Annotated in this window: 13 protein-coding genes and 1 pseudogene; 8 read left to right on the top strand and 6 right to left on the bottom strand. The window is 37.0% G+C overall.

Annotated features, from left to right (window positions below):
• The 3 genes and pseudogenes from CWATDRAFT_RS36240 to recG all read left to right on the top strand — a co-directional run.
• A pseudogene (locus tag CWATDRAFT_RS36240) lies at nt 1-673 on the top strand (NF041680 family putative transposase); the annotation flags it as partial.
• Nucleotides 674-786: 113 nt separating this feature from the next.
• Complete coding sequence (locus tag CWATDRAFT_RS41980) at nt 787-1,062, top strand: PEP-CTERM sorting domain-containing protein (protein WP_007307512.1); 276 nt, start codon at nt 787-789, stop codon at nt 1,060-1,062.
• A 402-nt stretch (nt 1,063-1,464) separates the two neighbouring features.
• The gene (gene recG, locus CWATDRAFT_RS24420) at nt 1,465-3,924 is read left to right on the top strand and encodes an ATP-dependent DNA helicase RecG (RefSeq protein WP_021829060.1); all 2,460 of its coding nucleotides are present in this window, start codon (nt 1,465-1,467) and stop codon (nt 3,922-3,924) included.
• A gap of 256 nt (nt 3,925-4,180) precedes the next feature.
• Here the strand turns inward: recG and CWATDRAFT_RS24415 are convergent, their stop codons facing one another.
• From CWATDRAFT_RS24415 to serS, 5 genes are all read right to left on the bottom strand, one after another.
• The gene (locus CWATDRAFT_RS24415; protein WP_021829058.1) at nt 4,181-4,402 is read right to left on the bottom strand and encodes a helix-turn-helix domain-containing protein; all 222 of its coding nucleotides are present in this window, start codon (nt 4,400-4,402) and stop codon (nt 4,181-4,183) included.
• 477 nt (nt 4,403-4,879) lie between these two features.
• Nucleotides 4,880-5,521, bottom strand: coding sequence for a transposase (locus CWATDRAFT_RS24410; protein ID WP_007303468.1), 642 nt, complete (start codon nt 5,519-5,521; stop codon nt 4,880-4,882).
• Between the two features lie 64 nt (nt 5,522-5,585).
• Complete coding sequence (locus tag CWATDRAFT_RS24405; protein WP_007303150.1) at nt 5,586-6,167, bottom strand: helix-turn-helix domain-containing protein; 582 nt, start codon at nt 6,165-6,167, stop codon at nt 5,586-5,588.
• Nucleotides 6,168-6,209: 42 nt separating this feature from the next.
• Complete coding sequence (locus CWATDRAFT_RS24400; protein ID WP_007307510.1) at nt 6,210-6,458, bottom strand: hypothetical protein; 249 nt, start codon at nt 6,456-6,458, stop codon at nt 6,210-6,212.
• An 84-nt stretch (nt 6,459-6,542) separates the two neighbouring features.
• Nucleotides 6,543-7,826: a serine--tRNA ligase gene (serS, locus tag CWATDRAFT_RS24395; RefSeq protein WP_007307509.1), complete on the bottom strand. Its 1,284-nt coding sequence runs from the start codon at nt 7,824-7,826 to the stop codon at nt 6,543-6,545.
• A gap of 189 nt (nt 7,827-8,015) precedes the next feature.
• On the opposite strand from serS, the gene CWATDRAFT_RS24390 reads away from it, so the two are divergent.
• The 3 genes from CWATDRAFT_RS24390 to CWATDRAFT_RS24380 all read left to right on the top strand — a co-directional run bounded on the left by CWATDRAFT_RS24390 (nt 8,016) and on the right by CWATDRAFT_RS24380 (nt 10,468).
• Nucleotides 8,016-8,249, top strand: a complete 234-nt coding sequence (locus CWATDRAFT_RS24390) for a hypothetical protein (protein WP_007312583.1) — start codon at nt 8,016-8,018, stop codon at nt 8,247-8,249.
• A 39-nt stretch (nt 8,250-8,288) separates the two neighbouring features.
• Entirely contained in the window at nt 8,289-9,680 is a 1,392-nt protein-coding gene (locus tag CWATDRAFT_RS24385; RefSeq protein ID WP_007307514.1) for a TldD/PmbA family protein, read from the top strand.
• 149 nt (nt 9,681-9,829) lie between these two features.
• Entirely contained in the window at nt 9,830-10,468 is a 639-nt protein-coding gene (locus tag CWATDRAFT_RS24380) for a Uma2 family endonuclease (protein WP_021831205.1), read from the top strand.
• Nucleotides 10,469-10,505: 37 nt separating this feature from the next.
• Here the strand turns inward: CWATDRAFT_RS24380 and CWATDRAFT_RS24375 are convergent, their stop codons facing one another.
• Nucleotides 10,506-11,201 carry an HAD family hydrolase gene (locus tag CWATDRAFT_RS24375; RefSeq protein ID WP_198139026.1) on the bottom strand — a complete coding sequence of 232 codons (696 nt, stop codon included), beginning with the start codon at nt 11,199-11,201 and terminating at the stop codon, nt 10,506-10,508.
• A gap of 682 nt (nt 11,202-11,883) precedes the next feature.
• Here CWATDRAFT_RS24375 and CWATDRAFT_RS24370 point away from each other — a divergent pair.
• Together CWATDRAFT_RS24370 and CWATDRAFT_RS24365 are read left to right on the top strand one after the other, a co-directional pair.
• On the top strand, nt 11,884-12,162 hold the full coding sequence (locus CWATDRAFT_RS24370; protein ID WP_007307516.1) for a hypothetical protein: 279 nt from the start codon (nt 11,884-11,886) through the stop codon (nt 12,160-12,162).
• A gap of 135 nt (nt 12,163-12,297) precedes the next feature.
• The coding region (locus tag CWATDRAFT_RS24365; protein ID WP_007307517.1) for an IS5 family transposase at nt 12,298-12,750 on the top strand (453 nt) is incomplete at its 3' end.

Here is a 12,750-nt window from a genome sequence, read left to right as displayed (position 1 = left end):
TTGGTTTGCAAAGAGGCAGGCAGGTGCTGCTGCAGTCGATCTACAGGATCCCTTCCTTTACACGAAAAAAGGTCGTCAATTAACAGTGACTATTTCGGGATGGAAACAGATGTTAATGAGAGGAACTAAAAACTATAAAATGAACAATCACCCCTTTACTTTACTCCAGATTGTTGTCAGAGATCAAGAAAGAAATAGTATTTGGAAACCTATGTGGCTTATTGTTATTGGTTCTCGGCGCGATGAGTTAAGTTTAGTTGATTGTTATCAGTGTTATCGACAACGTTATGACATGGAACATCTTTTTCGATTTGGTAAACAAAGATTATTGATGACATCTTATTTAACTCCCGATGTACATCATGAAGAAAATTAGTTTAAACTAACACTTCTTTCTTATGTAAATTTGTGGGCTGCCAGAAAATTAGCTGTGGTTTTACCCCGTGATTGGGAACAGTATTTGAAGACTAATAAATCCATCAAAATCACCCCTAGTCTAGTTCAAAGAGACTTTTCAAGAATAATTACGACCTTGGGGACTTTCGCCAAATTTCCCAAACGTCGAGGTTTTTCTTCCGGACGTATTAAAGGTTACAAAAAAGCCCCACGAACTCGTCATGATGTTATCAAGAAAGGGAGCAAAAAATCAACTGAAAACTTAAAAGCTCCTTAGTTTTCCTCAGAATCTATAGATTAGCCCTATTTGTCAGCCAATTTTATTGACTGATACAGAGCCGATATTTTGGGATTTTAGTTTAGCGTAAAATATACGCTAACAAACTTTTTTTGTCCAAAGTCCAAAACATTAATCCAGGTGAAGGTAATTTAACTTTCCAAGTTAACAACACAAATGTGGCAGCGGTTCAACAGATCCTCGCCGAAGGTGGCTCAGTTGATGATATGACCTTTTCCGATGCTTTATTTACAGGGCAAAACACAAACCCTACCGCAATTCCTGAACCTTTAACCATCTTAGGTGCAGGTGCTGCTTTAGGATTTGGTGGTTTCTTTAAGAAAAAAGTAAATAAGGGAAAATCAGCTAAAAAAACAGCTAAATCTTAAGTAAGTCGATATTGACTCAACTTTAAAATTTATTTATTTCAGGAGGAGCTTAATATTATTAAGCTCCTCTTAATTTCATACCTTAGCTTAACGGTTATATAGCACTAACCATCATGGTTAGGGAGCATCCCAAAGTTGCTTTCTTGTCCTTTACTGATAATAGTTGATCTGATGAATTTCCCCCCGTCTCCCCGTCTCCCCGTCTCCCCGTCTCCCCGTCAAACTCCAAGAATAAGTTTTTTGCAAAAATGGGATGCTCCCTATGGTTAGGACGTTAAGGAGATTCCTCGTACCTCGTTTGGGACAGTTAAGGGGATAGAAAATGTCCTAACTAATTTTTGTAGTGCTATAGTGTCAATTGTGGCACAATAAAAAGTCCAGGTATTCACTTCATAGATGACCATGGCAACAGAAAACCCCGACTGGATACGTTTAGATAAAGCTCTTTCTATTGAAGCGGAAAGAGGTTTCAATAATTTACAAGGTAATCAATATAAATTTAACGAATTTTTGTGCTTTAGTTTTGGTCAAAGCCCTCCCAGTGGGACACCTATTAGCGATCGCCGCCGTTGGCAAGATTTAGCCACACAATACGCTAATTATCCAAGCCTAACTATAGCACAAAGAAAAACCTTAATTACTCAAACCCGTCAATTTTTACATGAACTAAGAACAACCTTAGAAACCCCAACAGAACCCCCATCGCCAAAGTTACCAAAAACCACAGCTATTACAGATAAAACATCGTCACTTCGTCCTGTTACTTTAGATCAATCTTTAAGTACCTTAGCAGAAGTGGGTTCTTCTAGAGGAGACTTATTAAAAAGACTGGGTTTATATACAGTCAAAGACCTGCTATTTTATTATCCCCGTGATCATATTGATTATGCGAGACAAGTTTCTATTTGTCATTTAGTTGCAGGGGAAACAGTGACCATTGTAGGAACAGTAAAACGCTGTAATTGTTTTACCAGTCCCAAAAATAAAAAATTGAGTATTTTTGAGTTAATTTTAAAAGATAATACCGGACAAATTAAACTAAATCGCTTTTTTGCTGGTGCGAGATTTACTAATAGGGGATGGCAAGAAAGACAAAAAAGATTTTATCCCGTGGGGGCGGTGGTAGCTGCATCGGGTTTAGTGAAACAAAACCGCTATGGGGTAACTTTAGAAAATCCAGAGATTGAAGTATTAGATAGCTTAGGTTCTAGTATTGATTCCCTTAAAATTGGTCGAGTTTTCCCCGTATATCCTTTAACAGAAGGGGTTGGTGCTGATTTAATTCGCAAAGCTATTATTGCTAGTTTAGAGGCTATTAAACAAATCAGAGATCCCCTACCCAGAATCTTAAGAGAAGAATATGGATTAATAGGATTAAAAGAAGCAATTAATAACATACACTTTCCCGAAAGTCCTGAATTATTAGCCCATGCCAGACGGCGTTTAGTCTTTGATGAATTCTTTTATTTACAATTAGGTTTTTTGCAACGTCGTCAAGAACAGAAACAAATTCATAATAGTGCAGTTTTTACTCCTCAAGGTAAATTAATTGAGCAGTTTAATCAGATATTACCCTTTAGTTTAACAAATGCACAACAACAAGTTATCAATGAAATTTTAGAAGATTTAAACTCAGTAACACCGATGAATCGCTTAGTACAAGGAGATGTAGGTGCTGGAAAAACAATCGTTGCTGTATTTGCCATTTTAGCCGCCTTGCAATCTAGTTATCAAGCTGCATTAATGGCACCAACAGAAGTATTAGCAGAACAACATTATCGTAAATTAGTGCCTTGGTTTAATCAGTTATATTTACCAGTAGAATTGTTGACTGGTTCTACAAAAAAGGCGAAAAGAGAAGAAATACATCGTCAATTAATTACAGGAGAATTACCCCTATTAGTGGGAACTCATGCCTTAATTCAAGACCCTGTAAACTTCCAAAAATTGGGCTTAGTCGTCATCGATGAACAACATCGCTTTGGGGTACAACAACGGGCTAAACTATTAGCAAAGGGCAAATCTCCCCACGTTTTAACTATGACTGCTACACCCATTCCCCGAACTCTAGCTTTAACTTTACACGGGGATTTAGATGTAAGTCAAATCGATGAATTACCTCCTGGAAGACAAGCTATCCAAACTACAGCACTAACGGGAAAAGAACGCACCCAAGCTTATGATTTAATTCGTAGAGAAGTGGCGCAAGGTAGACAAGTTTATATCATTTTTCCCATGATTGAAGAATCAGAAAAGTTAGACGTAAAAGCAGCAGTTGAGGAACATGAAAAACTATCAGAAAAGGTGTTTCCAGACTTCAATATCGGACTATTGCATGGACGTATGAGTTCAGCCGAAAAAGACGAAGTATTGACCGCTTTTCGAGATAATGAATATCAGATTATTGTCTCAACAACTGTCATAGAAGTTGGGGTGGATGTTCCCAATGCAACCGTGATGTTAATCGAAAATGCAGAAAGGTTTGGACTGTCCCAACTCCATCAATTAAGAGGTAGAGTAGGAAGGGGTTCTCATAAGTCTTATTGTCTGTTGATGAGTAGTAGTAAAACCCCCGATGCTAAGCAAAGATTGAGTGTATTAGAACAGTCCCAAGATGGCTTTTTTATCTCAGAAATGGACTTAAGATTTCGTGGTCCGGGAACAGTTTTGGGAACCCGTCAATCAGGTTTACCAGACTTTGCTTTAGCTAGTTTAGTGGAAGATCAAGAAGTGTTAGAATTAGCTAGATTAGCAGCCGAAAAAATTATCGTAGCGGATAAAAATTTAGGGGGTTTACCTTCACTGAAAAAAGAATTAGAAACTCGCTATAAAAAGCTGATGGGAGGAGAAATATTAACATAATTATTTGTTGATAATTATTAAAACTAATATATATAGCACTTCTCATACTTGTGAGGTACACAGTTTTCTAGTTTTAGGAGTTCGGAGGCGCGATATTCGGTGTACCGTTCGGAGTCGCGCTCACGGCGAAGCCTCATGAGTCCGAGAAACGCTATAGCAGAAATCATGGGAGCATTTGAGAACCCATGATCAGTTATTGACTAAAAATACGGTATTTTTGATTATATTCTTGAAAAATAGCTTTTTAACTATGGTTTTAGAAATCTTCTTCTAAATGTGACCAACCTTTATCAGTCAACCAACAAGAAGAAATAACCCCGTTAGGTTGGGTTGCTACACCTAAATAGCCTAAGTTTTCTAATTTTTCTACTTCCTCTGTCAAACGTAGCTTAGATAACTTTAATAAGTTGGCAATATATTTTATTTCTTTGCCGCTTCCAACATATTCTAAAAGAGTTTTTTGAAAAGTTCCGATCATTGCTTTACTCCATCTCTAGATTTGTCTTATGTGTCAATTATGCCTTGATTAACTTCACTAAGACATCGCACATCTTTACTAAATTTTTTAAATAAAAATACTAGGGAGTAAGTATATCTACTTCTTAAATAGCTTATTTTCTATGGTTTTAATCGTCTTAACCATTATATTTTGTAACAATCCTTATCATCTTAACTCAATTTGAACTACATTAACTAATCTTAACCATTTCTTTCCCTAGTTATGATAGAGGTATTCGTGTTATACCAGTTTCCTAAAGTAGGGGTTAACATCTGTAGTCTCAGTTGATGAAAATGGGATAACTTTATTTTACAGAAATAACCTTGCGATTACGTACTAAGAAAGCAAACCCTGCGCTAGTTAGAAACATCAGTAAACTATAAATAGCTGCTGGAATAGCCATACTGGGTGTGTTTAATAATGTACTAGTGCAGCTTAGCAAAAACAATCCACCAGTCACTTATGATCTTTAAAGCCCTTAAATTTCCAAACGAACGGCTTAGCAAAATGTTGATTAAAGTAATCAATAAAATTGAGAATTTTTTGGGATAGTTCTTCAGTTGAACGGACAGTAATTCTTTTGAGTAAACGCCTGACTAAGATCGAAAACCAACACTCAATTTGATTAAGCCAAGATGTATGTTTGGGAATATAAACAAAGCGAATTCGATGAGATTCATCTGATAAAAAATCTGCTCTGCTGTCCATAGATTGCAAAATCCCCTCCTTTCCTTTTCTTCCCAAATCAATAGTAATTCCACAGCTTTCTGCTACTAATTTGACTAAGCTTTCCGATTTATGAGTGTTGAGTTTATCTACAATAAAAATCCATTCTGCTTTTTCATCAATCTTAATCGTTCTCTGGATATGTTCAGAAAAATCTTGTTCTGTTCTTGTCGGTCCAATAGAGGGACTAACAACTTTTCCTCTTGCCACATCCCAGTTCGCAATCAAGCTTAAAGTTCCGTGTCTTTCATATTCAAATTCGATTTTTTCTACTTGTTTAGGCTTGATTCTTTTGTTCGGAAATAATCTCTCAAGAGCTTGAATCCCTGTCATTTCATCTGTACTAATTAAATGAATTCCTTGTTCTAACAAAGTTTTAGCTTCTTGATGAAGTTCACAGATATATTTGACTTGCTTTTTAAATTTTAAGGGATCATCAATTTTGGCATTTAACCAGTAACGAACGAGATGTGGTTGTAATGTCGCTTCTTTTTAAAAAACGCCCCACACTACGGGGGGAAATCTTTTCGACAATTCCTCTTTTTATGGCTTCATCCGCCAACTCTGAAGGTGTCCAATGGCTCACTGGTCTGTCTGATTTTTCACATTCTTCACAAGCGATCGCTACAATCTGGACTACTTGTTCGACCGTAAAGGATTTTGTTGTTCCAGGTCTTGGGCGATCGCTTAAAATTCCTTTGATCAAGACCATTAATGCTTTCTCCGTTACCTGTTGTTCTTCGGCGGCACTCAGTTTTTCTCTCTCCTCAAACCATCGCGATCGCCACTGACGCACTTGTACTCGGTCTAATTCTAATCTTCGACTAATCGAACTATTGCTCTCTCCTGATGCTGCGGCTAAGATTAGCTTGGCTCGTCTAACAAGGCGATAGGGGTTTGTTGTCCCTCTCACTATTTGTTGGAGTACTGTTTTCTGTAGGTTGGAGAGGTTAATTGGCAATGCTTTTATCATGGACATCAACTTCGAGATTCTTCCGTTAGTTTCATTGAAACACATTGTCGTGGCTAGTCACGAAAGTTTCTGTAAAAATCTGGTGGATTACTTTCGCCAAGCTGCACTAGTTTGATACATTAATTCAAGACATTCTTCTAAATCATCTCCTTCCCATGTACCTGCATGACTTAAAATTGAACTTCCTGATGCTCTTCTATAATTAATAGGTTCCAATAAATCGATTTCTTGTTTCTGCTTAATAAATTTCACAAATTCAGCAATAATTTTCAGGTTATCAACGGTGATGGTCGATAATTCTTCTGTTATTTGTTGCTGTAAGTCCAAGTTGTTCATGTTTTCAAGAATGCTTCAAAGTCAGTTTTTAGAGTATAGTTTAATTTTATCATATGATCAGGTGGGCATTGCCCACCCTACAACCTATAAAATATCCCGTCTTAAATAGGGTTGCAAAACATCAGGAATTTTCACGGTTCCATCTGCTTGTTGATAGTTCTCTAAAATAGCGGCCATTGTTCTACCAATAGCTAAACCTGAACCGTTTAATGTATGTACATATCGAGTTCCTTTTTTACCCTTTTCTTTAAAGCGAATATTTGCCCTTCTTGCTTGAAAATCCCAACAATTAGAACAACTTGAAATCTCTCGATAACTATTGGAAGAAGGCAACCACACTTCTAAATCATAACATTTTGTTGCCCCAAATCCTAAGTCTCCTGTACATAATTCTAAGACTCGATAAGGCAATTTTAATAATTGTAAAATTGCTTCTGCATCCTTGACTAATTGTTGATGTTCTACTTCTGATGTCTCAGGATGAACCAATTTAACCAATTCTACTTTATTAAATTGGTGCAGTCGAATTAGTCCCCTTGTATCCTTCCCATAACTACCAGCTTCACGACGAAAACAAGGGGTAAAGGCACAGTGTTTTATAGGTAATTTTTCTGCTTCTAAAATTTCGCTACTGTACAAATTAGTAACAGGAACTTCTGCGGTTGGTGCTAACCATAGATCATCGTCAGGAACTTTAAAACTTTCCTCGGCAAACTTTGGTAATTGTCCCGTTCCTTGCAAAGCTTCACTATTAATTAAAACGGGGGGCATTACTTCTAAATATCCTGCTGAAATCTGTTGATCTAACATAAAATTAATCAACGCTCTTTCTAAGGCTGCACCAGCACCTATTAAAGCAATGAAGCGACTTTGAGCAATTTTTACGGCTCTTTCTACTTCTAAAATGCCTAATCTTTCGGCAATTTCCCAATGGGGTAATATTTCTATTTTTGGTAAAAATTCATCTCCCCATTTACGAATTTCTACATTTTCTGTTTCATCCTTTCCTATAGGTGTAGAGTCACTAGGAAGGTTCGGGAATTTTAATAATAATGCTTCGATTTCTGCTTTTAATTGTCTTTCTTGGGGTTCGAGTTCACCTAGTTTAGTTTTAAGGGTATTTCCTTCTTCTTTTAAGGTTTTAATTTCCTCTCCTTTGGGATCAACTCCGCTTTTAATTTTCTGTCCAATTAATTTACCAATCTCATTACTGCGGGCCTGTAATTCAGTGCGAACCGATTCTAGTTCCCTGGTGGTGCGATCTCGTTCTAAAATAGGAGTTAGATCGTATTGATCCGAAGCACTACGACGGTTTAATAGTGCTTGTATGGTGTCTGGAGTTTCTCGTATCTGTTTAAGGTCTAGCACGGACAATATTACCCTTTTCTATACAGTCCCTTTGTTAGAATAGCTGATTCTGTCTGCATTAATCTATAACTTTTTACCTAACTTGTTAATTTTATCTATTTACAGAAAAATAAGTTTTACTTATATGGAGTAACATAGTAAGGTGAGCAAATCAAAAACTTCTCTAAACTGATTACTATATATACTATTATGTGTTACGAAATTGTTGAACAATTTAATGCCGCTCAAATTGAGGATTTATGTGAACTTTATAAACTTTCCTGGTGGGGTAATGATAGGCAAATTCCAGATATTAAAATTATGTTAGATAACTCCGATATTAATCTGGGAATTTGTGAGAAAAAAAGTCAAAAATTAGTGGGATTTACTCGTGTTTTAACTGACTACATTTATCGTGCTACTATTTACGTCATTATTAATTAATATTTTAATGATCCTAGATGTTAATTTTAACCCCAAACCATGACTAATCTTGCTGAGTATAAAAACATTTTGACCGATTTAATCGCTCTTAACCGCGATCGCGTGGATTATTTGGCTATTCGCTTAGAAACCTCCCAAGGAACCAGCATTATGCTACGAGGTGACAAGGTAGATACCCTCAGCGAAGGTATTTCTACTGGAGGACAAGTGCGCGCTTGTTACAAAGGAGGATGGGGGTTTGCTGCCTTTAACCAGTTATCCACCCTACCCCAACGCATTGAAGAAGCGATCGCCTCGGCTAAATTGGTGGGGGAAGATGAAACCATATTAGCGGCCATTGCACCTATCCAAACCAGTTGTCATTTACCCCTCACGGGACGAGATCCCAGACAAGTTCCCCTGGCCGAAAAAAAGGCTCTGTGTGACCACTACAACGCCATTCTACGGGGTTTAAACCACCAGATAACCACCACCGTAGTGCGCTATGGAGACAGCAATCAGAGCGTTATTTTAGCTACCTCAGACGGCACTTTAATCGAACAATCTTGGGCGGATCTAGAAATGCGTTTTTCAGCCACTGCAAGGGACGGGGACACGGTACAAACGGGACGGGAAACCACTGGATCACGGCAAGGTTACGATGATTTATTGGGATTGGATGAACAGGTAGAAGGGGCGGCCAAACGTGCCGTCAATGCCTTAGTTTTGCCTCCCGTGAAAGGCGATCGCTATACGGTGGTGATCGACCCCATTTTAACGGGATTGTTCGTTCATGAGGCTTTTGGACACCTCTCAGAAGCTGATATGTTATACGAAAATCCTGATCTTTTGGAGGTGATGAGTTTTGGGCGAAAATTTGGACCAGATACCCTACAAATTTTTGATGGGGCAGCCCCAGAAGGTCATCGAGGGAGTTATTATTACGATGATGAGGGAGTGCCGGCAACTACCACCCAGTTAATTAAAGATGGGGTGATGGTGGGGCGTTTACATTCCCGTGAAACAGCCGGAAAATTAGAGGAAAAACCCACAGGAAACGCTCGTTGTTTAAATTATCATTATCCTCCTTTGGTAAGAATGACTAATACTTGGATCGAACGAGGAAATACACCTGTTAAGGATTTATTTTCGGAGATCAAAGAAGGGGTTTATGCTAAAAATTGGTTGGGAGGAATGACCAACGGTGAGATGTTTACTTTTAGTGCCGGGGAAGCATGGATGATTAGAAATGGTGAGATTTGTGAACCGGTTCGCGATGTTACTTTATCGGGGAATGTGTTTAAAACTTTGGCAAATATTGAGGGTATAGGAGATGATTTTTATTGGGATGAATCTGGAGGTTGTGGTAAGGGTGGACAAAGTGGTTTAGCTGTTGGTTGTGGTGGACCAAGTTTAAGAATTAATGATGTAGTTGTTGGAGGAGAAGCTTAAACAGTTACCAGTTACCAGTTATCAGTTATCAGTTTTTAGGGTGGGCAATAATATTATATACGCCATTATATCCATACTACTATCATCAATCTAATTCCATAATAAGTGTAAAATGGATAAGTAGGTTATTTTTCGCCTCATGTCTTATGATGCAAACAGTCCCCATAACTATTCCTGAAAATCGAGTCATTCTCAATCAGATAACCTGGGAAACTTTTAAGCAGCTTCTCCAAGAATTAGGTGATAATCGTTCCAGTTGTTTAGCATATAATGAAGGAATCCTAGAAATTATGACACCACTAGGAAAACATGAACATAGCAAATGTTTTATTTCTGATTTAGTTGCTATTATTGCTGATGAAATGGACTTAAATATCAAAAAAATGGGTTCACTCACGTTAAAAAAAGAGATAATTAAAAAAGGGGTTGAACCTGATGCTTGTTATTATCTCAAAAATGAACCTCTTGTCAGACAAAAACAGAATATTACACTTGATCTTGATCCACCCCCTGATTTAGTCTTAGAAATTGATATGAGTAATAGTTCTCTGAATAAGTTGCCTATTTATGCTGCTTTAGGGGTTGCTGAAATTTGGCGATACAATGGGAATAATTTAACGGGTTTCATCTTCAATAATGATAGTCAAGATTATCAAGAGTCTCAATATAGTTTAGCCTTTCCTTGGTTAGAATTATCCCAACTTCTCCCCTTCCTTCAGCAAAGTTTACAAGATGGAGAGACAAAAACACTAAGAAATTTTCGTCAATGGGTTCGTCGTTTCAGTTAATTATGAAAACTTAAATCCAGTGGTTAACGACGCTATTTTATGACGTTAACACTTTTTCAACTCTTTCTAATTCTAACTCGGAAAAATAATCGATCGCCCAATTAGAAAGTCTTTGCATAAAGTGATAAGGATAGGTATTCGCAATACCAACTACCTGCATTTTAGCGCGTTTTGCTGCTTCGATACCTGTCGGTGTATCTTCAATCACTAAACAATCTTTGGGAGTCAATTGTAGGCTATTATCTAACTGATTAAAGCGTTCAACTGCTAATAAATAACCGTCGGGTTCCGGTTTACTTTTCTTGATTTCATCTCCACCAACAATCACTTCAAAACTGTTCAATATTTCGGCTTTTTCTAAAATAAATTGCACCTCAGAGAGTAATGCACCGGTTACTAATCCAATTCTGAAATTATGCTCTTGTAAATGGCTTAAAAAGTCTTTTACTTCAGGATAAATGGGCAATGTTTCTAAAGATTCAATCCTTTGTCGATAGGCCAGAGTTTTGGCTTGAATTAAATCATCCAAATAATTATCAGATGCGACTCTACCACGACGAGATAAAATATCTGATAAACAAGCCCGATCGCTTCTCCCTAAACATAATTCTTGATATTCTGAGGGTTCGGGTCGTAAATTTTCTCTTAGTAAAATTTCGTTGATTAATTCTTGATGAATTTGCTCATCATTAATAATCACCCCATTAAAATCAAAAATGACTGCTTTTAACATCTCTTTTCCTTGACTCATCAATTAAGTCTGATTCCTTTCTAGTATGATAAACTCTCTAGACAAATATGGTCAAAAATTCACCTTATTGTAACCTGAGATGGACATTTCTCGATTATGAGAGACCCCCATATTTAGCTTATTTTGTCAAATTTATTTTTTTAGTCGTTACAAAAATATAGAAAATGTCTCTGATTTTGGGGCGTTTTTGGGCTAATTTTGGGGGTGTCTCGGAAGTATCAAAATAGTTTTTTGACGACGGAATAAGAGTTAGAGGCTGTTTTTCGCAAAAATTGAATATAGTAACTCTAGTATAAAAATTAGAGTATAGCGCAAAAATCCTATGAACTCGTTTACAAATAAGAATTATTCTCAATAAATTGTTAATTTTTATTACAAGTAACGGAATGTAAATTAGGAATTTCAAAAGCAAACTTGAATAATATAAAAGCCTTGCTTATCTATGAAGGAAGACTGCGCGCAGCGAAGCGGATCTATTCGAGATCGCTAATAGGGTAAATCTAAAATTTTTATTAAGATAGCTATAAAGACTTGACAAATCGAGAGGGGGGGAAATAGTGTCGTTTTTGGACTTATTTAATTGTAAAAATCCTATTTAAGTCAATTTTAGGCTTAATAAGGTCAAAAATTGTCTGGAATTTTAACTTTGTTTTGAGGAGTATCGATGATAAATCTGAAGCCTTTAACTTCCACCCTAGCTGCATCTACGGTTATCACTGTTATGGGGGCGTTTGATGTAGCCAATGCTGCTACTTTTAATTTCTCTTTCAGTAATGAAGATGGTGCAGTCCCTGGTACAGTCGAAGGGACAATTGAATTACCTGATGGGTATGGTATTTTTGCTGCATCTAATTTGACTGTAACCTCGGCCCCTGTTGCTTTGGGATTTACCTTACCTACAATGTCGGATGAATGCCCCCGCTACATTTTTCGAGCTAAATAGGGTTTGCTGAATAAAAGCAAAACCCTATTCTTTAAAAGGTTACACCCATATTCGCGATCGCAAAAAAGATCAGCTTTGTCGGCTACAAACCGCTATAATTGGTAGAAACACCTCCCAGTTGTTGGTCAAGAACAAATGTATCGAAAAGAGGAGCAACCTTTACCGCCCCCAGAAAAATTTGAATTACCTTTCGAGGGCAAATTGTCCCCCAATAATCGTTGGGTAATCATGGCAGAGTTGATACCTTGGGATGATTTTGAGGAAGAATATGCTAAACTTTTTTCAGCAGAAAAAGGTGCGCCAGCCAAACTATTTAGAATGGCATTAGGGACATTAATTATTAAGGAAAAATTAGGAACAAGTGATAGAGAAACTATAGAACAGATTAGAGAAAATCCCTATCTACAATACTTTATAGGTTTAAATTGTTATCAACAAGAGCCACCACTGGAATCTTCAATGCTAGTTCATTTTAGGAAAAGAATTGATGGAGAATTGATAAACAAAATCAATAAAAAAATAGTAAAAAGAGAAATACACAAGAGTGATAAAGAAGTAAAAAAAAAGGATTGTCTCCAAGAAAAAGGA

This window comes from Crocosphaera watsonii WH 8501 (assembly GCF_000167195.1).
GTDB classification, from domain to species: Bacteria; Cyanobacteriota; Cyanobacteriia; order Cyanobacteriales; family Microcystaceae; genus Crocosphaera; species Crocosphaera watsonii.
Note: the sequence above shows the minus strand (reverse complement) of the source record. Positions and strands in the feature narration are given on the sequence as shown.